The 19,344-nt window shown below is 64.7% G+C and carries 20 protein-coding genes and 1 pseudogene; 8 read left to right on the forward strand and 13 right to left on the reverse strand.

The features are described 5' to 3' along the window. Positions 1-18 precede the first annotated feature (18 nt). Entirely contained in the window at positions 19-810 is a 792-nt protein-coding gene (locus JJB99_RS12825; protein ID WP_433995762.1) for a quinoprotein relay system zinc metallohydrolase 2, read from the reverse strand. Positions 811-1,074: 264 nt separating this feature from the next. Between JJB99_RS12825 and JJB99_RS12830 the strand changes: the two genes are divergently transcribed. Further along, on the forward strand, positions 1,075-1,956 hold the full coding sequence (locus JJB99_RS12830; RefSeq protein WP_200499094.1) for a substrate-binding domain-containing protein: 882 nt from the start codon (positions 1,075-1,077) through the stop codon (positions 1,954-1,956). Continuing rightward, complete coding sequence (locus tag JJB99_RS12835) at positions 1,953-2,510, forward strand: PQQ-dependent catabolism-associated CXXCW motif protein (protein WP_200499095.1); 558 nt, start codon at positions 1,953-1,955, stop codon at positions 2,508-2,510. Before JJB99_RS12830 ends, JJB99_RS12835 begins: the two co-directional genes overlap by 4 nt. A gap of 174 nt (positions 2,511-2,684) precedes the next feature. Here JJB99_RS12835 and JJB99_RS12840 read toward each other — a convergent pair whose 3' ends face one another. From JJB99_RS12840 to JJB99_RS12865, 6 genes are all read right to left on the reverse strand, one after another. After that, positions 2,685-2,984, reverse strand: coding sequence for a copper-binding protein (locus tag JJB99_RS12840; RefSeq protein ID WP_200499096.1), 300 nt, complete (start codon positions 2,982-2,984; stop codon positions 2,685-2,687). A 136-nt stretch (positions 2,985-3,120) separates the two neighbouring features. After that, positions 3,121-3,735: a hypothetical protein gene (locus JJB99_RS12845; RefSeq protein WP_200499097.1), complete on the reverse strand. Its 615-nt coding sequence runs from the start codon at positions 3,733-3,735 to the stop codon at positions 3,121-3,123. Next, positions 3,732-4,577, reverse strand: a complete 846-nt coding sequence (locus JJB99_RS12850) for an ABC transporter permease (protein WP_200499098.1) — start codon at positions 4,575-4,577, stop codon at positions 3,732-3,734. The genes JJB99_RS12845 and JJB99_RS12850 overlap by 4 nt, the downstream gene beginning before the upstream one ends. Beyond that, entirely contained in the window at positions 4,574-5,380 is an 807-nt protein-coding gene (locus JJB99_RS12855; RefSeq protein WP_200499099.1) for an ABC transporter ATP-binding protein, read from the reverse strand. The genes JJB99_RS12850 and JJB99_RS12855 overlap by 4 nt, the downstream gene beginning before the upstream one ends. Next, positions 5,377-6,345, reverse strand: a complete 969-nt coding sequence (locus JJB99_RS12860) for a YVTN family beta-propeller repeat protein (RefSeq protein ID WP_200500141.1) — start codon at positions 6,343-6,345, stop codon at positions 5,377-5,379. Before JJB99_RS12860 ends, JJB99_RS12855 begins: the two co-directional genes overlap by 4 nt. Positions 6,346-6,428: 83 nt before the next feature. Then, on the reverse strand, positions 6,429-7,610 hold the full coding sequence (locus JJB99_RS12865; protein WP_200499100.1) for an ABC transporter substrate-binding protein: 1,182 nt from the start codon (positions 7,608-7,610) through the stop codon (positions 6,429-6,431). Positions 7,611-7,669: 59 nt separating this feature from the next. Here JJB99_RS12865 and JJB99_RS12870 point away from each other — a divergent pair, with 59 nt between their 5' ends. Then, entirely contained in the window at positions 7,670-8,233 is a 564-nt protein-coding gene (locus JJB99_RS12870) for a DUF3280 domain-containing protein (RefSeq protein ID WP_200499101.1), read from the forward strand. Between the two features lie 166 nt (positions 8,234-8,399). Here the strand turns inward: JJB99_RS12870 and fghA are convergent, their stop codons facing one another. Next, complete coding sequence (gene fghA / locus JJB99_RS12875; RefSeq protein WP_200499102.1) at positions 8,400-9,245, reverse strand: S-formylglutathione hydrolase; 846 nt, start codon at positions 9,243-9,245, stop codon at positions 8,400-8,402. A 76-nt stretch (positions 9,246-9,321) separates the two neighbouring features. Continuing rightward, on the reverse strand, positions 9,322-9,942 hold the full coding sequence (locus JJB99_RS12880; protein WP_200499103.1) for a response regulator: 621 nt from the start codon (positions 9,940-9,942) through the stop codon (positions 9,322-9,324). Between the two features lie 205 nt (positions 9,943-10,147). Here JJB99_RS12880 and JJB99_RS12885 point away from each other — a divergent pair, with 205 nt between their 5' ends. Both JJB99_RS12885 and JJB99_RS12890 read left to right on the forward strand, forming a co-directional pair. Then, on the forward strand, positions 10,148-11,497 hold the full coding sequence (locus JJB99_RS12885) for a histidine kinase (protein ID WP_200499104.1): 1,350 nt from the start codon (positions 10,148-10,150) through the stop codon (positions 11,495-11,497). A gap of 150 nt (positions 11,498-11,647) precedes the next feature. Then, a complete protein-coding gene (locus tag JJB99_RS12890; protein WP_200499105.1) occupies positions 11,648-14,146 on the forward strand; it encodes a TonB-dependent receptor in 2,499 nt (832 codons plus the stop codon). Between the two features lie 60 nt (positions 14,147-14,206). Here JJB99_RS12890 and JJB99_RS12895 read toward each other — a convergent pair whose 3' ends face one another. The 4 genes and pseudogenes from JJB99_RS12895 to JJB99_RS12910 all read right to left on the reverse strand — a co-directional run bounded on the left by JJB99_RS12895 (position 14,207) and on the right by JJB99_RS12910 (position 17,867). After that, positions 14,207-15,142, reverse strand: a complete 936-nt coding sequence (locus tag JJB99_RS12895) for an MBL fold metallo-hydrolase (protein WP_246775306.1) — start codon at positions 15,140-15,142, stop codon at positions 14,207-14,209. 75 nt (positions 15,143-15,217) lie between these two features. Next, a pseudogene (locus tag JJB99_RS12900) lies at positions 15,218-16,420 on the reverse strand (NAD(P)/FAD-dependent oxidoreductase); the annotation flags it as partial. A gap of 120 nt (positions 16,421-16,540) precedes the next feature. Next, the gene (locus tag JJB99_RS12905; protein WP_200499106.1) at positions 16,541-16,831 is read right to left on the reverse strand and encodes a hypothetical protein; all 291 of its coding nucleotides are present in this window, start codon (positions 16,829-16,831) and stop codon (positions 16,541-16,543) included. 97 nt (positions 16,832-16,928) lie between these two features. Next, positions 16,929-17,867 (reverse strand): helix-turn-helix domain-containing protein, encoded by a 939-nt coding sequence (locus JJB99_RS12910; protein WP_200499107.1) that lies wholly within the window; start codon positions 17,865-17,867, stop codon positions 16,929-16,931. Positions 17,868-18,207: 340 nt separating this feature from the next. On the opposite strand from JJB99_RS12910, the gene JJB99_RS12915 reads away from it, so the two are divergent. The 3 genes from JJB99_RS12915 (at position 18,208) to JJB99_RS12925 (ending at position 19,285) form a co-directional block, all read left to right on the forward strand. Next, the gene (locus JJB99_RS12915; protein ID WP_200499108.1) at positions 18,208-18,432 is read left to right on the forward strand and encodes a hypothetical protein; all 225 of its coding nucleotides are present in this window, start codon (positions 18,208-18,210) and stop codon (positions 18,430-18,432) included. Between the two features lie 102 nt (positions 18,433-18,534). Continuing rightward, positions 18,535-18,870, forward strand: a complete 336-nt coding sequence (locus JJB99_RS12920) for a hypothetical protein (protein ID WP_433995763.1) — start codon at positions 18,535-18,537, stop codon at positions 18,868-18,870. 247 nt (positions 18,871-19,117) lie between these two features. Further along, complete coding sequence (locus JJB99_RS12925) at positions 19,118-19,285, forward strand: hypothetical protein (RefSeq protein WP_200499110.1); 168 nt, start codon at positions 19,118-19,120, stop codon at positions 19,283-19,285. Positions 19,286-19,344: the final 59 nt, after the last annotated feature.

A 19,344-nucleotide genomic window follows, 5' to 3' on the forward strand; every position in this document is an offset into this window, starting at 1 on the left:
CCCATCGTAGCGCGCCCGCTACTCCCATTCAATTTCCGAAAATGCTGCGGTTGCGTTGCGTGCGTTGTAGTCGTCGAACAGTTGCCAATTGGGCCGTTCCGAGGCGGCGGCCTTATCGGCAGCGGTTCGGATCGGCTCGCCCTTGCTGTTCGACGCCCGGACATCCGCCAGTAGCGTCGTGAGATAACGCCGTTCATCGGCGAGCGCCGCTGGCCATTCGCTCACGGGCCCGTGACCGGGAACGACGCGCCGTGCTGGAATCTTTTCCAGTTCCCCGATTGTGCCGAGCCAGCCGCGGATGCTGCCGTCCATCACCGGAATATGGCGGAGAAAGACGAGATCGCCGGCGAACAGCGTCTTGCTGGTCTCGTCGAACACCGTCAGATCGTTGTCGCTGTGCCCGGCCGGCCAAGCCCGCAAGATCAGGCGGCGCGCGCCGAGATCGAGAGTCAGCGTATCTGACACGAGTATGGTCGGCGGCACGATCTTCACGGGATCGATCAGCTCGCTGCCCATGATCCGTCTGAAATTGTCGAGGTAATACGGCCCGCGGCTAGCCAGTGCCTGTGGCAGCCTGCTGTGGCCGACGAAGCTGGTCCCGGCCGCGACGAAGGCAGCATTGCCGAAGACATGATCGGGATGGCCATGGGTGTTGATGACATAGCGGATCGGCTTGGACGTGCGGGCCCGCACCGCTGCCAGCAGCGCCTCGCCCTCGCGCAGGCTGCCGCCGGTATCGATCACGGCCACCGCATCCGCGCCGACGACGAAGCCGACATTGGCGATGTCACCCTCGTTCTCACGGGTCATCAGCGCAATGTTCCCGGAGTGCACGAAGATTCCCGCTGCGACTTCGCTTACAGGCAATTCGGCCGCGAAGGTGCGTGGTAGCGTCGCGAACCCCAGCAGGGACAGGGCTGCGATCGTTGAAGCAACGTGGGCCACTTTTCCGCCTCAGTTCAAAGGGTCTGCCGCATTGCACTGCAACAAAGCAAAGCCAACACAAAGCTTGGCAAAACATGGCGCGTCGTGCGTTGCATGGCTAGCATTCAAACAAGACGAGGAGGAAGCGGCATGACGGAGGCCGGACGACGTCGTCGCTGGTTGTTTTCACTGTGGATCCTGGTTGGGTCTTGCGCGCTCGGCGATGTTGCCCTCGCGCAGACGAACGAGAGCGGCGACCTCTCGTTCGAACTGGTCGACCCGAAGGTGCTGCGCGTCTGTGCCGACCCGCGCAATCTGCCGTTCTCCGACGAGAAGGGCGAGGGATTTGAAAACAAGCTCGCCGAGTTTTTTGCCGACAAGCTCCAGAAGAAGCTCGACTACGTCTTCTTCCCGCAGGCCACCGGCTTCGTGCGGATGACACTGGGCGCACATCGCTGCGACGTCATCATGGGTTTTCCGCAAGGTGACGATCTGGTCCAGGGCACCAATCCCTATTACCGCACGAGCTATGCGCTGGTCGCGAAGACCGGCAGCGGGCTCGAGGACGTCGATACGCTCGAGGATCCCCGGTTGAAGGGCAAGCATGTCGGGATCGTCGCCGGCACGCCGCCGGCGACCAACATGGCGCTGGCCGGCCTGATGGGCGATGCGAAGCCCTATCCGCTGATGATCGACACGCGCTACGACAATTCGGCGCAAGCCATGATCGACGATCTCACCTCGGGCAAGATCGACGCCGGCGTGCTATGGGGGCCGATGGCGGGTTACTATGCGAAGAAGGCCGGCTCGCTGCACGTCACGCCACTGGTGAAGGAGACCACCGGACCGAAGCTGGTCTATCGCATCGGCATGGGCGTGCGTCCGGGTGACCAGAACTGGAAACGGCAGCTCAACAAGCTGATCCAGGAGAACCAGGGCGAGATCAACAAGATCCTGCTCGACTTCGGCGTGCCGCTGCTCGACGAGAGCGACAAGCCGCTCGGCGCGGAGACGGCCAAGAAGGCGCCATGAGGCGGCAGCTCGCCGCTGCGTTTCTCGTCGCCGTGCTGATCACGCCGGCGTGCGCGCAGCAACAGGAGCCGTTCGAGCCAGAAGGCTATCGCACCGACAATTACCGCGCTCCGGTGCCGGCGACGTTGGAAGGCGCCCGCGTGCTCACGACTGCGGAGACCGAGGCGATCTGGCGCGCCAAGAGCGGTGCATTCATCGACGTGCTGCCGCGTGCCCCGAAGCCGAAGAACCTGCCCGCAGGCACGGTGTGGCGCGATGTGCCGCGGAAAAACATTCCGGGCAGTCTCTGGCTGCCGGATACCGGCTACGGCGCACTGCCGCCGGCCATGGACGATTATTTCCAGCGCGGCCTCGCGCGCGCATCGCATGGCGACAAGGCTACGCTGCTGGTGATCTATTGCCTCGCCGATTGCTGGATGTCGTGGAATGCCGCCAAGCGCGCATTGGCCTACGGCTACACCAACGTCGCCTGGTATCCTGATGGCACCGACGGCTGGGAGCGCGCCAAGCTGCCGACCGAGGAGGCGCAGCCTGAGCTGCGGCCTGAGCAGTAGTGATCTGCATCAGCAAGCGATCGTGTGCTCCCTCGCCCGCTTGCGGGGAGACGGTTGGGGTGAGGGGGACTCTCCTTGGGGACGGCGAGAGTTGGACTCGTAGAGGTCCCCGTCCGGCTTGCATTTTCGATGCAATCCGACCTCTCCCCGCAAGCGGGGAGAGGTGAAAACGCCCTACTGCTTCTGCAGCTTGGTCAGTGTGCCGGTGCCGTTGGTATCAGTCGCGGCGTAGCTCACCCGGTCGCCGGCATGAACGGCATCCAGCATCGCGGCGTCCTTGGCCTTGTACTCCTGGAGCGCGCCGGCGCCGCCTGCGCTGCCGCCGACAGTGCCTTTCTGCGTCTGCTGGATCGAGATCGTGTTGTTGAGCCGGTCGATCCGCGTGACCATTCCGGTCATATCGTCAGCAAAGGCGGTGGACGCGAGCATGGTGATGGCTGCAGCGCTTGCGAGGATGAATTTTGCTGGTCCCATCGAGGCCTCCCGGCATTGGAGATTCACATCGACAAGCCATCCTAGATCGATTTGGTTCCGGCAGATAGCGCAGCAAACATTAATGATCGCGTTGATATCGCGGGAACTTTTACGAAAGCTGTCAGCAAGGCTGACGCTATTCCATTTCCTGCTGGATGATGCGGCCGAGCGCGAACAGGCGCTGGTCGATCGTGGTCGGAACCTCGCAGACAAAGCGCACCACCTTGCGGCGGTCTTCGAAGATGCGGGTCTCCCAGATCAGCTGGTTGCTCATGGCATCGACCTTCACGTCGTCGCGCGGCGTCGCGTCCTGGAGCGCCTGGAGCTGGATGGTGTCCTCGCGGATTTTGTCGGCGGCCTCGCGCTGCTTGCGGCTGACGCGTTCAAGCCCGCTCATGACCTGGGAGCGCTGGGCGTTGAGGGTGTCGAACAGGCCGGCGAACAGCAGCTTGGCGTTGGCGGTCTTGTCGGCGGCAGAACTGGCCAGAAACTCCTTCACCGACTTTTCCGCCTCATCCAGCGGCGTCTTGCGTGCCGCCAGCTTCGTGACCAGCGCGCTCACTTTGCTGTTGTCTTTCCACTTGCTCTCGGCGTCGTCGAGCGCAGGACCGGCCCAGACGGCGGCGAGCGAGATCTCCGGCACCTTGGCCTGCGCGCAGGGCCAGTCGGGATAGCGTGGATCGGCCGCGCGTGCGGCGGCGAGCGAGACCGCGAACGCGAGGGCCGCAATGGCGAGTGTTCGAACTGTCATCCTTCGCCTCCTGCCGGCCCGCGCCGCGCCAGCCCGCGCGAGGGATCATAGGCCACAATCGCGCCGATCATGAAGACGATTGTGCAGCCGGCGACCACCGCCAGCGAGATCCAGTTGATTTGCCCGTAGAGTGCAAAACGTATCAGCTCGACCGCATGGGTGAACGGATTGGCCTCACAGACATAGTAGAGATAAGGGCTTCCCTCCTGCACGCGCCACAACGGGTAGAGCGCGGAGGAGGCGAAGAACATCGGGAAAATGACAAAATTCATCACGCCGGCAAAGTTCTCCAGCTGCTTGATGCCGGACGAGATCAGCATGCCGAGCGAGCCCAGCATCAAGCCGGACAGAATGAGCGCCGGCAGCACGGTGAGATAGCCCGACGGCGGCGGGGTGATGTCCCAGAACCAGGCGATCAGCAAGAATGCATAGACCTGGAGCAGCGACACCGCGGTACCCGCGAGCAGCTTGCAGAACAACAGGAAGCCCCGCGGCAGCGGGCTCACCAGCAGCGTGCGCATATTGCCCATCTCGCGGTCGTAGACCATCGACAGCGAAGATTGCATGCCGTTGAACAGCTGGATCATCGCGATCAGCCCGGGCGCGATATAGACCTCGTAGAGGATGTAGGTCTCGTAGGGCGGGATGATGGAGATGCCGAGCACCTGGCGGAAACCGGCGGCAAAGATGAACAGCCACACCAGCGGCCGCACCAATGCCGAAACGAAGCGCTCGCGCTGGTGCAGGAAGCGCAGGCCCTCGCGCCAGACGATGCCGGTGAGGCAGGTCATGTACTCGGCGACCGAGAAGCCGCGCGCATCGCGTGTCGTGATGCTGCTCATGTGCCGCCTCCAGGCATGGTCTGCCCACCAGTCAGGCGCATGAAGGCGCTGTTGACGTCCTGCGCGCCGGCCTCCGCGATGACGCGGCTCATCGGCCCCTGCGCCAGCACCTTGCCCTGGTGCAGCACCACGAGGTCGTCACCTAGCATGATTTCGTCGAACAGGTGCGTCGCCCAGAGCACGCCGATGCCTTGCTCGGTGACGAGCTGGCGGACATGGTTGATGATGTCGGCGCGCGCCTTGACGTCCAAGCCGACGGTCGGCTCGTCGAGCAGCAGAAGCCGCGGCCGGTGCAGCAGCGCCCGCGCGATCTCCAGCCGCCGCATCTGTCCGCCGGAGAGATCGCGCACCTTGCTTGCTGCGCGATCGGAAAGTCCGATGCGGCCGAGCAGCTCGGCGCTGCGCGCGGCGGCCTCGCGCCGGCTGATGCCGTGCAGGGCGGCGTGATAGAGCAGGTTCTGCGTCAGCGACAGGTCGAGATCGAGCGTACGCGGCTGGAACACGACGCCGAGCAGCCGCAGCGCCTCGCCCGGACTCTTGCTGATGTCGTGCCCGAAGATGCCGACGCGGCCGGTCTGGATCCCGAACAGGCGCGTGATGAGCGAGAACAGCGTGCTCTTGCCGGCGCCGTTGAGCCCGAGCAGCGCCATAAAACTCGCGGGCTGCACGTTGAAGGACACATCGATCAGCGCCCGGCGCGGACCGTAAGAATGATTGATACCGCCGATCGATAGCGCCGGCTCCGCCGCCGGATCTGGCTTCGGCGTCTCGCGCGGATCGGCGATTGGAGCTGGGCTGGTCATGGTGCGATCGTGATGCCCCAGGGCAGCTCGCCCACCTGAATGGTCTTGATCACCTTTTGCGCGGCGACGTCGATGACGGAAACGTCGTTGGACACGCCGTTGGTGGTGAGCAGGTATTTTTCATCAGGTGTGAACGCCATGTGCCAGACGCGTTGTCCGACCAGAAGATATTTCGTCACCTTGCGCGTGGCGGTATCGACCACGGCGACCCGGTTGGCGGGGCCGAGCGCGACGAAGGCGGTCTTGTCGTCCCTGGTCATGCCGATGCCGACCGGCTGGATCGCCTCTTTCCGCAAGCCCGGGATCTCAAACGTGATCTTGCCGATCAGCTCATGCTTTCCGGGATCGATCACCGAGACCGTGCCGCCGATCTCCGAGGACACCCACAATTCGGATGAGTTGTGCTTGAACTCGGCAAAGCGCGGCCGCGCGTCGACCAGCACGTTCGCGACGATCTGGCGCGACGACGTGTCGATGAAATGCGCCATGTTGGTCGTTTCCGACGTGTTGATCAGAATCTTGCCGTCGGGGCTGATGGTCATGCCCTCGGGCTCCACGCCGACCTGGATGTCGCCGAGGCGCGCGCGCTTCTCGAGGTCGATCACGGTCACCGTGTTGTCGTTCTCGTTGGCGACATAGAGGATCTTTCCGGCGGCATCCTGGGCGAACAATTCCGGATCGGGCCCGGAGGGCAGGGTGTCGACCACGGCTTGCGTCTTGGCGTCTATCACCTGGATGGTGTCGTCGTCGCCGACCGCGACCATCACGAACTTGCCGTCGCGCGTGAACTCGATGCCGCGCGGCCGCTGGCCGACCTTGATGGTCTTGGTCACCGTCCAGCTGTCGGTGTCGATCACCGACACCGTGTTGCTCTTTTCGTTCGACACGTAGGCGATGAAGGCGTGTGCGGGCGTTGCGACGAGCGCGAAGGCGGACAAGAGCCCCACACGCCATAACCGCAATATTCCGCTGCGAGTTGGCTTCACCTCTCCCGCTTGCGGGGGAGGGAGCGCACCATCTGCGCGGCGGCTCCATCGCATCACATTGCTCATTTCAGCTTGCATTTGCTCTCCGGGCGATCATAGCCGAGCGTGTCGAGCTCGGAGACCTGGTGCAGGAAACCTTCCTGCGGCGACACCGACACCACCATGCGGCCGTCGACCAGCAGGATCGGCTGGCGGAGCTGCAGGTTCCAGTCGCGCAGCGTCAGCTTCGTGCCTTTGAAGGCGGCGACCGAGAAATCCGGTCCCTTGATGAAGTCCGTGACCTTCTTGACGTCGCTCGAATTGGTGCGCGAGGTGGCCTCCCCAATCATGCGCACCGCGGTCCAGGCCTGCATGTCGAGCGCGGTCATGCGCCGCGAATTCAGCTTCATGAACCGGTTCTGCATCTGGATCGCGCCCCACTGGTCCTGCGCTGCGTCCCAGCTGCGCGGCACGAGGCCCGCCGAGCCTGCGACGGGGCGGGGATCCCAGGTGCGATAGGGCAAATAGGCGCCGAACACCTCGCTCTCGTCGGCGGCGACCAGCACGTCGTACGCGGGCGCCTGCTGTGTGAACACCGGCATCTGGCGCTGGATCAGCGTCACGCCGCTATCGGTGCGCCGCGCGCCGCCCTTGTCTTCGAAGGTGCGCTCCTGCACGATCTTGGCGCCGAACCGCGTGGCGGCGCGGCGGAGCGCATCGGCGAACAGCTTGTCCTCGTCATGCGAGCCTGTCACCAGCAGCCAGCGTTTCCACTGCTTCCAGACCAGGTACTGGCCGAGGGCGTCCGCCAGCATCGCGCGCGTCGGCGCGGTGTGGATGACATTGGCGCGGCAATCGGCCTCGCGCAGCCGCTCGTCGATCGCCCCCGCATTGAACAGCAGCGTGCCGCGATCGCGCAAAGCGTCCGAAACCTTCAGCAGCGCATCGGCCGGAAGATCGGCAATGATAAAACCATTGCGCGCGGCGAGGTCGGTCGCGGCCTGTACCACGTCATCGCCTTCCCTGATACGCCGCTCTTCCAGCGTAAATCGCTGGTTGAGGAATTTCCCGGTGGTGTTGTTGTCCTCGATGGCGAGACGCGCCCCGGCGACGCCGTCATTCTCGGCGGGCTGCTCGACCAGCGACAGCGTCGATCGGGTAACAGCGACGCCGAGATAGCCGACGCCGATCTGGGCAGGCTCGGCCGCGAGCACGCTCGTCGCGGCAAGACTCCAGCCGATCAGGCCGACCAACCATCGGATCATGTTTCCTCCGGACGTTCTCCCCGGCTTGACCGCCGGTGGAGAATTGTTTCTGCTGAAGCATGACCGATTTGTCAGGCCATGCAACCCCGCATTTCGTCCGTGCGCGGACTGGAATCACGATCATGCGAGCGCTGATATGTTTCGCATCTTTGCTGTTGACGACCTCAGGCGCGTTCGCCGATCCGCCGAAGCTCGCCGTGTTCGATTTCGAGTTGATCGACACCAGCCTGCCCGGCGAGTTCTACGGCTCCAAACCCGAGGAGGCGCGGCTGCTGCGCATCAGCGAGCAGCTGCGCAAGGAACTGGCTGAGTCAGGCAAGTTCCAGCTGCTCGATATCGCGCCGGTCAGGGATGCCGCCCGTCACGCCAACTTGCAAGCCTGCGGCGGCTGCGACCTCAAGCTTGCGGGGGAGCTCGGCGCCGATATCGAGATCACCGGCATGGTGCAGAAGGTCTCGAACCTTATCATCAATCTGAACATCTATCTGCGCGACGTGAAGACCGGCAACATGATCGCCGCCGCCAGCGCCGACATGCGCGGCAACACGGATGAATCCTGGTCGCGCACGATGAGCTACCTGATCCGCAACCGCCTGTTGGCGCCGAATTTCGGCAAGCCGTGAGGTCTTCGCCTCTCCCCGCGTGCGGGGAGAGGCCGGAATTTGCACGAGCAAATTTCGGGTGAGGGGGAGTCTCCGCGAGTCCAACTCTTACTGCCTTTGCCGAAGCAGCCCCTCACCCCAGTCCTTTCCCCGTAAGATCGGGGAGAGGGAGAGGAGAGACCGCTCCTCACCCCTTCAGTCTCTCCGCATGCCAGTGCAGATGGTCGCCCATGAAGGTCGAGATGAAATAATAGCTGTGGTCATAGCCCGCCTGCCGCCGCAGCGTCAGCGGGATGCTGGCCTTGGCGCAGGCCGCCTCCAGCAACTCCGGCTTGAGCTGCTCGTTCAGGAAATTATCGGCCTCGCCGACATCAACCAGGAAGCCGGAAAATTTTGCGCCGTCCGCGATCAGCGCCACCGTGTCGTGACTGCGCCAATTGTCCTTGTTTGGCCCGAGATAGCCAGTCAGTGCCTTGATGCCCCAGGGCACCTGCGAGGGCGCCACGATCGGCGCGAATGCGCTCGCGGCACGAAAACGGTGCGGGTTGCGCAGCGCCACCGTCAGCGCGCCGTGGCCGCCCATGGAGTGGCCCATCACCGATTGCCGCTTGGGATCGACGGGAAAATTCTCGGCGACCAGTTTTGGCAGCTCGTCGGTGACGTAGCTCCACATGCGATAGTTGCGCGAAAACGGCTCTTGCGTCGCATCGACATAGAAACCGGCTCCCAAGCCGAAATCATAGGCGTTGTTGGCATCGCCCGGCACGTCGGGCCCGCGCGGTGAGGTGTCGGGGGCAACGAAGATCAGGCCGAGCTCGGCGCAGGCCTTGCGGAATTCGCCCTTCTCCGTGACGTTGGCATGTGTGCAGGTGAGGCCGGAGAGATACCAGACCACGGGAAGCTTGGCGCCGTCGACATGCGGGGGAACATAGACCGAGAACACCATGTCGGTTCCGGTCGCCTGGCTCGCATGGCGATACACGCCCTGCACGCCGCCGTAGGATTTGTTGGTCGAGACAGTCTGGATCGTCATGCCTGAAAACTCCGTGGCATCAAACCACATCAACATTGCAACGCTTGTGTGACCGGATTTGCGGCGGCGCGTGCCGTCAGGCGACGCCGCTGTCGATCGCCAGCCTGACAAGCTCGACAGAGGTCTTCACCCCGAGCTTCTGGCGCATGATGGACGAGGTGTTGGCGACCGTCTTGTAGGACGACTGCACCAGCCAGGCGATCTCGGACAGGCTCTTTCCTGCGCTGAGCAGCCGCAAAATCTCCATCTCGCGCGCGTTCAGCTTCGACAGCGGGCTCTGCGCCAGCGTCGGTCCTGCGAAAGCGATGCTACGCGCGATCGCTGTCGGCAAATAAGTGCCGCCGCTTCCGACGGCGCGGATCGCCTCGATGAGGTCGTTGGGGTCGCCGGTCTTGGAAACGTAGCCCTTGGCGCCGCATTCGATCGCGCGCGCGGCGAAGGCCGGATCGTCATTCATGCTGAACATGACAATGCGCGCCTCGGGCGCACGTTCGAGGATGCGACGTGCCAGCTCGAAGCCGGAGACGGTCGGCAGGTTGATGTCGATGATCGAGAGGTCGGGGCGCTCGACGATGAAGACGGATTCGCCGTCCTCGGCGTCGGCAGCCTCCAGGATTTCGATCTCGCCTTCGTCGGCCAGCACGGCACGGCAGCCGGAGGCGACGATGGGATGATCATCGACGATCAGAATCCGCATGGGCGTTTTCCTCGTGACAGCGCGTGCCCGTGAAAGACCTTGCCTGTTTGCGCCGCGCGATGCCGAGCAAGAGAGGCGTGTCTCATGTCAGATCATGCAACCCGGCCGGGATTGCTGTACGCTTTCGATTAGATATCGGGCGCTTCGTCTCTGTCAACGTCATCGGACAGGCGCGGCCAATCTTCGCGAGGCACGGGCGGCACCAATGTGGCAAAATCTATCCTTGCGCGCGCGCATCAACCTGTTGCTGGCACTTTTGCTGGCGCTGGGGCTCGCGGTCAATATCGGCCGGCAGGTCGCGGAGGCAGGCCCCCGCGTGCAGGCCGAGGATCAGAGCGTAATCCGCCTTGCGCGCGAGTTCATCGAGATGATCGTCGCGGATCTCAGCGAGGCGCCCGATCCGGATGCGAGGCTGGACCAGATCGCCCGCGATCTCAGCCGGCTGCGGCACGTCAGCATCGCCCTCAAGGACTCCGGCGGGAACCCGCTGACGCCGCCGCGGGTGGAGACCGAGGATACGCGCGGGCCGCCCGCCTGGTTCGTCAGCCTGGTTCATCCCGAGCAGACCGCGGTCAGCGTGCCGGTCTCGATCCATGGCAAGCCGGGTTCGCTCCTGATCACCTCGCATCCCGACGACGAGATCGCCGAGATCTGGGACGGCATCGTGACCCAGCTCGAGGTCGGCTCGGCGCTCGCGCTCGCGCTGTTTTTCTTGATGATGAATGTGGTCGGCCGCGCGCTCACCCCGCTGCAATCCCTTGCGGACGTGATGGCCGAGCTCGAAGGCGGACGCTACGAGGCGCGCGTCGCGCCCGGCGGTGCGCCCGAGCTGGCAGCGATCTGCACCAAGCTCAACCACCTGGCCGCAACGCTTGGCGAAGCGGTCGAGGACAAGCGGCGCCTGGCTGAACGCGCGGTGTCGCTCCAGGACATCGAGCGCAAGGAGATCGCGCGCGAGCTGCACGACGAGTTCGGGCCGTATCTGTTCTCGCTGCGCGCGCATGCCAGCGCACTGGCGAAACAGGCGGACGGGCGCGAGCCGAGTGCGGAGGCCGTGCGAAAACACGGCAGCGCCATGATGGAGCAGATCAACGCGCTCCAGCAGTTCAACCGCCGCGTCCTGGAGCGGCTGCGGCCCGTCGGCCTTGCCGAGCTCGGCCTGCGCCAGGCGCTGGAATCGCTGTCGCGGCTGTGGCGGGAATCGCATCCCGACGTCAGAATCGAGACCACGATCTCGCCGGCGCTAGGCCCGACCGGCGAGACCGCCGATCTCACCATCTACCGCATCGTGCAGGAGGCGCTCACCAACGTGTTTCGCCATGCCGGCGCGACCGCGGTCAATGTCGTCATCGAGCCGGTCGAGCAGACCGGCGGCCGCTGCTGCGCGCGGGTTCGCGTCAGCGACAATGGCCGCGGCATGGAGCCGGGCCAGAAGCTCGGCTTCGGTCTCGTCGGCATGCGCGAGCGGATTCTGGCGCTGGGCGGCACGCTCAACGTCGTCTCCGGCGACGGCGGTCTGACCGTCGAGGCGCTGGTTCCGACGGCGGCATCCTGATCAACTCGGGAAAAATTCCCGATCTGGTCGGGAAAACCGGTGCGGATATTGCCCGAACTTTTGTGGCTGCTGCGTGAGCAGCCGCCGATTACACTCGTCCCAACCAACCGGCGAGATCAAAACAGCCGATGGTCGGGAATGGAAGGCGGGATGGGCAATCATCTTTGGTTCGAGCGTCTTGGGTTCAAGCGTCTTGAGTTCAAGCGTCTTGGGTTCAAGCGTCGTTGGTTGGTGACCTCAGTGTCGGCGGGGCTGGTCTGCGCGAGCGCTGCGATGGCGGCGCAGGACGAGGAGACCAACGTTCAGAACCTGCCGCCGGTCGAGGTGTCGGCGCCGCCGCCGGCCGCGCGGCGTCCCGCGCCGACGCGGCCGGTCACGCGCGTGGCGGGGACGCCGTCGTCCCGCCCCAAGGCGCGCATCTACGTCTACCCGACCGCGCCGGGCACCGGCCGCGGTCTCGACGTGGACAAGGTCCCGTCGGCCGTCAACGCCATCGATGCCAGCCAGATCAAGCGCACCGGTTCGCTCAACGTCACCGACGCGCTGCGCGACAACATCGCCGGCGTCAACATCAGCGAGGTCACCGGCAATCCGTTCCAGCCCAACGTCGAATTCCGCGGCTTCGTTGCTTCGCCCATAACCGGCACCCCGCAGGGCCTCGCGGTCTACCAGAACGGCGTCCGCATCAACGAAGCCTTCTCTGACGCGGTCAATTGGGACCTGATTCCGACCGCCGCGATCCGGTCGGCGGCGCTGGTGACCAACAATCCCGCCTTCGGCCTTAATGCGCTCGGCGGCGCCGTCAACTTGCAAATGAAGGACGGCTTCACCTATCAGGGCGCCGAGCTCGATGTGATGGGCGGCTCGTTCGGCCGCATCCAGGGCTCGGCGCAATGGGGCAAGACCGTCGACAAGACCTACGGCGTCTATGCTGCGCTCGAAGGCCTGCACGACAACGGCTTCCGCAACTTCTCGCAATCGGATGTGCGCCGCTTCTATGGCGACGTCGGCTACAAGGCCGGCGACAGCGAATTCCACGCCAATATGGGCGTCGCCAAGAACGATTTCGGCGCCAGCGCCACCACTCCCGCCGAGCTGCTCGACAAATATTGGGGCGCGACCTACACGACACCGCAGACCACGAGCAACCGCGTCGGCTATCTCAACCTGACCGGCAAGGTCGATGCGACGCCGGCTTGGACGCTCGAAGGCACCGCGCATGTGCGAAGGTACGAGCAGAAGCTCGTCGACGGCAATCCGACCGACGTGCAGGAATGCGCTGTTGCCGGGCTGTTGTGCTTCGGCGACGGTACGACGCCGGCGAACGGCACGAATGGCGTGCAGCTTGCCAACCCCTTTGCTCCCGGGACCATCCTCGGCGAGATCGACCGCAGCTCGATCCGCTCGACCACCTTCGGCGTGTCGGGCCAGGCCACCAACACCGACCAGCTGCTCGGGCACGACAACCGCCTCGTGATGGGCGCAAGCTATGACGCCAGCGTCACGCGCTACAACGCCACCGCCGAGATCGGTACGATCGGAGAGAACTACGTCCTCGGCGGCAGCGGCCTGTTCCTGGGCCCGACCGGCGTGCCTGACATCGTCGCAGGTCCGGTCTCACTGCGGACCGTCAACCAATATAACGGCCTCTACGCGATGGACACGTTCAACGTCACCGATGCCTTCGCCGTCACCGGCGGCGGCCGCTTCAACGTCGCGCGCATCTCGCTGGAGGACCAGCTCGGCACCAACCTCAATGGCGATCACACGTTCATGCGCTTCAATCCGGTGATCGGCGGCACCTATAAGATCAATCCGGAGCTGACCGCCTATGCCGGCTATTCCGAGGCCAACCGCGTGCCGACGCCGCTCGAGCTCGGCTGCGCCGATCCCGTGAGGCCGTGCCTGCTCGCGGCGTTCCTCGTCTCCGACCCGGCTCTGAAGCAGGTCGTCGCCAAGACAGTCGAGGCGGGCTTCCGCGGCACCAAGGAGCTGAACATCGGCTCGCTTGGCTGGAAGATCGGCAGCTTTCGCGCCACCAATGATGACGATATCGTCGCCATTCCCGTTCCCGGCCGCACCGGGTTCGGCTATTTCTCCAATGTCGGCCGCACCCGGCGGCAGGGCCTCGAGGCCGAGGTCAATATCAAGTCGCCGACGCTGCAATTCCAGGCGAGCTACGCCTTTATCGACGCACGCTTCCTCGATGCGTTGACGATCGGCTCCCACAGCCCGTTCGCCGACGCCAGCGGCAACATCCAGGTCTCGCCCGGCAATCAGCTCCCCGCGATCCCGCGCCACCGCGTCAAGGTCGGTGTCGACTATGCGGTGACCGATGTCTGGAGGGTGGGCGGCAACGCGCTGTTCGTCTCCAGCCAATATCTGGTCGGCGACGAGTCCAACCAGTATGCCAAGCTGCCGTCCTACACTGTGTTCAACCTCCACACCTCCTACCAGGTGACGAAGAACATCCAGCTCTACGGCAAGATCGACAATATCTTCGACAAGCGCTACGCGACCTACGGCCAGTTCTTCGATCGCCAAGCCGTGCCCAACTTCACCAATGGCGGCGCCGACTTCACCGATCCGCGCTCGCTGAGTCCGGCAAGGCCGCGCGCGTTCTATGCGGGCATGCGGGTGACGTTCTAACCACGTGCCGAACCAGGGCGCGCAAACGCGCGCCCTGGTTCGTTTCGGGCCGAGAAGCGCTCAGTAGTCCCAGAACGCCGGCACCCAGCGAAAGGCGTCGCCGGCGACCGCGACATGGCCGACCGACGGGAACGGCATGTGCGTGGCCACCAGCAGCTCGCGGTTCGCCGCCAGCTCCCGCAAAAGGTCGATCCGGACGCGGGCCGCCTCTTCGGGATCGTGCTCGAAGCCGTTGTGCCAATCCGGGTGCTCGAACCCGACGGTGAACACGAGGTCGCCGGCGAATGTCAGCCGGTCGCCGCCGGAGGCCACGCGGACCACGCTGTGTCCGGGAGTGTGGCCACCGGTGCGGCGGACGACGACGCCCGGCGCAACCTCGTGCTCATCGTCGAACGTCCGCAGCTGGTTATGGTACTCGTTCGCGAACCGCTTGGCGGTGGCCCGAAGCGCGTCCGGAAATCCTGGCGGCATGGAGACGCGGGAGAAATCGGGCGCCTCCCAGAACTTGACCTCGGCGGCCGCCACGTGGATTCGCAGGTCCGGACGCAGCCGCTCTTTCACGCCCTCGACCAGCAAGCCGCCGACATGGTCCATGTGCATGTGGGTCAGCACCACGTCGGTGACGGATGCCAGGTCGATGCCGGCGGCCTCCAGCCGCTTGACCAGCTGCCCGGCCCGCGGCAGGTGCAGGTCCGGGTCCAGCCCGAGACCCGCGTCGATCAGGATGGTCTGCGCGCCGCTGCGCACCACGACCACGTTCAGCGCCCAGTCGAACGCATCCGGCGGCAGGAACATGTCGTCCAGCCAGGCTGCCCGGACGGACGGGTCGGCGTTGTGGGCCAGCATCGCGGATGGCAGCGGCAGCACGCCGTCGCTGATCACGAGCACGTCGATCTCGCCGACCTTCACCGCGTAGCGGGACGGGACGAGCTCTTCGGGTTTCGCAGTCGCGGGATATGAGGTGTTGTGCAGGTTCATGTCTGTCTCCTGTTTCAGTTCTGGTTCTGGCTGGTCGTGGTTGAGAAGGCCGCACGGCCAGGAGAGCGCGGCCGTCGTCGCGTCGTGCGTCCAAAGGCTCGTCACACGTTCCGGATCGGCTGACGCGAGCGCCGCGGCGCGCTCGGCGCGAGGCGGGTAGATCCAGACGGTGTTGATCTCCTGCTTGGTCTTCTTGGCGACATCGCCGACCATCTCGACGTTGCGCTCCCAGCCGCGCGTGAACAGCGCGCCGGCTTCGCCGAGATCGAGGCAGGTGACGTAAGCCTTCTGGTGATACGGCCTGGTCGGAACGCCGAGCAGTTCGGCGGCGGCATTGTTGCCGGCAAAGGCGCCCATGCGCGTGGCGTGCTGGCACGACATCAGCGCGTAATTGCCCTCGTCATCGCATGCGGCCCGCGCGGCATCGCCGGTGGCAAAGACGCCGGCGACACCCGGCACCCGCAGGTGGCGGTCCACCAGAAGCCGACCGAAATTGTCGCGCTCGGCGGGAATCTGCACCGTCAGCGGCGCGGCGCGAATGCCGGCCGCCCACACCACTGTCTCGGTTTCGATGTGTTCGCCGGTCGACAGCGTCACGCCGGACTTGTCGAGCGAGGCGACGCCGGCGCCGAGCCGGGTCTCGACGCCGAGCTTGCGCAGCGCGTCCTCGATGAGGGGGCGGGGGCCTTCGCCCATATCGGGAGCGATCGCGTCGTTGCGCTCGACGATGATCACGCGCGCTTTGGCGTCCTGGCCGAAGATCTTGCGCAGGCGCGCGGGTAGCTCGGTTGCCGCTTCGATGCCGGTGAAGCCGCCGCCGGCGACGACGACCGTGTCGCGCCCGTTCACGGCCGGCCGGTTGGAAAGGCTGTGTAGATGCTTGTCGAGCGCGATGGCGTCATCGAGCGAATCGACGCTGAAGCCGTGCTCGGCAAGGCCGGGAATGTTGGGGCGAAACAGCCGGCTGCCGGTGGCGACCACGAGACGGTCGTAGGACAGTGTCTTTCGAGCGCCCTTGGGTATCGTGATCTGCACCGTCTGCGCCTTGGTGTCGATCGTCTCGGCGCTGCCCTGGATGTAGGCGACGTCGATCGCCTCGAGGACGTCGAGCAGCGGCGCCGTCAGGGTTTCCGGCTTCGGCTCGTAGAGCCGCGGGCGGATCACCAGCGTCGGCTGCGGCGCGATCAGCGCGATCTCGAGATCGTCGGGCGAAACGCCCTGAATGTCGCGCAGGCGGGCGGCGGAGAGGGCGGCGTACATGCCGGCGAAGCCGGCGCCGATGATGAGCAGTCGCATGTGATTGACTCCTGGGTTGGTTGGTTCGGAATGCATGCGCGCCATCGCCGCCGCCCGATGCGGGCAGAGCCTGTTGCGACCAGTGATGACGCGAAGAGGTGAAACGGGGGCCGCCGACCCTTAAGGGGCGGCGCAGTTCGGCAGCGAGGACAGCAGCGCGGGACCTTCACACGCTGCGTGGCAGCTTCTCGGGCCGAATGGCCAGCCGCGCAGGGCGACCGGCACCGCGGGTTTCGCGGGCCAGCCATGATCGAGCAGGATTGAAGGCGCGGGATTGGCGCTTTGCGCGGTTTGGGCCTGCGCTTGATCGGCTGTCGGCGAGGTGAAGCGCACGGTCAGCGAGAGCCCGTACATGAGCGCCGTTGCGACGGCTTTCCGTCGTGGTGCAATTGCAAAATGTTTCCAGTCCATCGTATGTCTCCGTCCGCATGGTGTGACATTGCGATGTTTAGCGAACCGGATATTCGATTGCCCCAGAGCGATTGCCGTCCCTATCGAGAGATTGCTGCTAACGCACGCGCCTGCGCCAATCGCTCGGGGTTTCGCCCGTCAGCTTCTTGAAGGCCGCGGCGAAAGCGGTCTGCGAGGCATAGCCGAGCGCCGCGGCGATCGAGACGATCGATTCGTCGTTGTCGCGCAGCATGTTCGTGGCCTGCTCGAGGCGGTGCTGGCGCAGCCAGGCATGCGGGGACAGCCCGGTGCTCTCCTTGAAGGCACGGCAGAAGTGGAAGCGCGACAGGCCGGCGTCGGACGCCAGCGCATCGAGGGAGACGTCCGCATCGCTGTCCGAGCGCAGCCGTTCGATCGCACGGAGCAGGACCTTCGGCGACAGCCCGCCCAAGGTCGGCTGGAACGTGGTTTGTGTACCCGCGTGCGCAGCCAGCAGGCGCGTGGCCAGCAGATCTGTCAGTTGATGCCGGAACAGCGTATCCAGGGCCTCATTGCCGCCCAGCGCATCGGCTGCGCTCAAGAGCAGTCGGGACGTAATGGGGTCGGGATGCGCCGTTCGCTCCAGCAGATCGGCCGGCCCGGCGGTCCCCGCCTCGTGAGCAACGCGCTTCAGTGTTGCATCGGGAAGATACAGTTGAACCACATCGACAGGTTTCGGAATATCCCATCGGGAGCTCGATCCTTCCGGAATAATGATCAGGACCCCGCGACGAAACGTACCGATCGCAACCGATTTTCCCGTGCGCCGCTCCATGCGCTGCATCACGCCGTTGTACGCCATGATTACGTGGTGGCTCATGGGCTCGACGACGTCGTGCAACGGATCGTGTTTCCAGTGGGCAATCCCGGCGCCGGAGGAATCCAATGCCATGCGCGTCGGTTCGGTCCTGAGCACGCGCGCCATCTCCGCGTCGGCGGCGCGCCGCTCGGCTGTCGCGCCGTCGTCCGACCGTGAGTCTGGAATGGGCGGCAAGCCCTTGTGCGAGGGATTGCGCATGAGTGTGGTGCTCCCGGTCACTGCGTGGCTCCTCCCGATCGCTCCGAGCTCAGATCGGGTATCCGTGTTTGTACGGGTCGGGCGCGTTCTAGGCGCTGCAACGGCCAAACGTCTAGTCTGAAACGCTCGTGCCTTGCCTGATCCTGCTCCGGGCGGGTGCGCGCTTTCGCAAATGCCCGATGCGGAGCGCCGAGTCGTCGCTGATGACGGAGCACGCGCCCCAATCCGCGCGTTGCTTATTTTTCCCGATGTTGGAACGCGAAGGCGATTCGCCGCGTTGGCGGTCTGCCGCTCGCTGGAGTTTTACGGCCGCAGTCGCGAGCAAAAGTGAGAGAGGATGATGATGCGTTTCGCCCTGATCATTCCGGCTGTTTTCCTGTCGCTCTTCGTCCTTGCCAATCCGGCTTCAGCGCGGATCGGCCTTGCCCCCACCGCGACGACTGATGACGCGATCATCCAGGTCCGGGGCGGGCATGGGCATGGTCATGGCCATGGTTGGCACGGCAATCGCGGGCACCATTACGGCTGGTATCGCGGCCGTGGCAATTGGAGGCACCGGCACTGAGGCAGGGTGGAAGCGGAGCTCCTTGCTCCCCACCGCCGCGCGCGGACGGCTTGCACAGAATATCCCCCCTCCGGCATGATGGGCCCGGAGGTTCGCTTTTCCGTGTCATTGAAAAATCCGGGCGCCGTCGCGGCCATCGTTGCCGCGCTTCGGCACGTTCACGGTGACGAGGTCGCGCGGATCATGCTCGTCGAAGGCATGAGCCTCGCCGACCTGATCGATGCGATGTTTTCCGCGCCCTTGCCGCACCGCGAGGCTGTCAGGGCGATCACTGACGGACTGGACGATTTCGTCATCTCTCCGGACCTCGGTCTGATGTGGCACCTCAAGTACATCTATGGAGACCAGCCCGGCTCCTTTCATGTCACCGACATGGAGATCGCGACGCCGAACGGTACGCTGGCGAGCAAGGATATCTGGCTTCGGCTGTCCGCCTAGCATGATCTGGAAAGTGCACAGCGATCCCCAAACGGTTTCGTCCAGCCCAGATCGGCAAATTGGGGCGCGCTCAACGGCGCTTCTGAAAAGAACTCATCGAGCGCGGGCGGCTCGATGCGTGTTTCCGACAACATCGCGTGCGCCTGCTGGTCGGCGTTAACGGATTGGATACCATAGCAAATGATCCGAAAATTTTAACGAAACTGCGCGGCGGTCCTCCGCGTCGATATATCGGAGGGTCCGTCCGATGACAGAACACCAGCTGAAAGAGCAGGAATTCCGGATCGCACGTTACAGGCGTTTGGAGCGGGAAGTCACCGACCCGCTCGCTGCATGTCTGCTTCATGACATCATCGAGGAGCTTGAAGCCGAGCTGCGCAGACACAGACCGGATTGCTACGGTCCGCACAATTAACGGCTTCTTAGCGTGCGTCATGCGGATGATTTGCGTGGGAACACCGGCGGAGACTGCTC

The sequence above is a fragment of the Bradyrhizobium diazoefficiens genome (assembly GCF_016616235.1).
Lineage (GTDB): Bacteria > Pseudomonadota > Alphaproteobacteria > Rhizobiales > Xanthobacteraceae > Bradyrhizobium > Bradyrhizobium diazoefficiens_H.

What these genes read in the sequence shown, in the direction of transcription:
- JJB99_RS12825 (WP_433995762.1), bottom strand. Translation starts at nt 810, where the DNA reads ATGACCCGTGAGAACGAGGGTGACATCGCCAATGTCGGCTTCGTCGTC.
- JJB99_RS12830 (WP_200499094.1), top strand. Translation starts at nt 1,075, where the DNA reads ATGACGGAGGCCGGACGACGTCGTCGCTGGTTGTTTTCACTGTGGATC.
- JJB99_RS12835 (WP_200499095.1), top strand. Translation starts at nt 1,953, where the DNA reads ATGAGGCGGCAGCTCGCCGCTGCGTTTCTCGTCGCCGTGCTGATCACG.
- JJB99_RS12840 (WP_200499096.1), bottom strand. Translation starts at nt 2,984, where the DNA reads ATGGGACCAGCAAAATTCATCCTCGCAAGCGCTGCAGCCATCACCATG.
- JJB99_RS12845 (WP_200499097.1), bottom strand. Translation starts at nt 3,735, where the DNA reads ATGACAGTTCGAACACTCGCCATTGCGGCCCTCGCGTTCGCGGTCTCG.
- JJB99_RS12850 (WP_200499098.1), bottom strand. Translation starts at nt 4,577, where the DNA reads ATGAGCAGCATCACGACACGCGATGCGCGCGGCTTCTCGGTCGCCGAG.
- JJB99_RS12855 (WP_200499099.1), bottom strand. Translation starts at nt 5,380, where the DNA reads ATGACCAGCCCAGCTCCAATCGCCGATCCGCGCGAGACGCCGAAGCCA.
- JJB99_RS12865 (WP_200499100.1), bottom strand. Translation starts at nt 7,610, where the DNA reads ATGATCCGATGGTTGGTCGGCCTGATCGGCTGGAGTCTTGCCGCGACG.
- JJB99_RS12870 (WP_200499101.1), top strand. Translation starts at nt 7,670, where the DNA reads ATGACCGATTTGTCAGGCCATGCAACCCCGCATTTCGTCCGTGCGCGG.
- fghA (WP_200499102.1), bottom strand. Translation starts at nt 9,245, where the DNA reads ATGACGATCCAGACTGTCTCGACCAACAAATCCTACGGCGGCGTGCAG.
- JJB99_RS12880 (WP_200499103.1), bottom strand. Translation starts at nt 9,942, where the DNA reads ATGCGGATTCTGATCGTCGATGATCATCCCATCGTCGCCTCCGGCTGC.
- JJB99_RS12885 (WP_200499104.1), top strand. Translation starts at nt 10,148, where the DNA reads ATGTGGCAAAATCTATCCTTGCGCGCGCGCATCAACCTGTTGCTGGCA.
- JJB99_RS12890 (WP_200499105.1), top strand. Translation starts at nt 11,648, where the DNA reads ATGGGCAATCATCTTTGGTTCGAGCGTCTTGGGTTCAAGCGTCTTGAG.
- JJB99_RS12905 (WP_200499106.1), bottom strand. Translation starts at nt 16,831, where the DNA reads ATGGACTGGAAACATTTTGCAATTGCACCACGACGGAAAGCCGTCGCA.
- JJB99_RS12910 (WP_200499107.1), bottom strand. Translation starts at nt 17,867, where the DNA reads ATGCGCAATCCCTCGCACAAGGGCTTGCCGCCCATTCCAGACTCACGG.
- JJB99_RS12915 (WP_200499108.1), top strand. Translation starts at nt 18,208, where the DNA reads ATGATGCGTTTCGCCCTGATCATTCCGGCTGTTTTCCTGTCGCTCTTC.
- JJB99_RS12925 (WP_200499110.1), top strand. Translation starts at nt 19,118, where the DNA reads ATGACAGAACACCAGCTGAAAGAGCAGGAATTCCGGATCGCACGTTAC.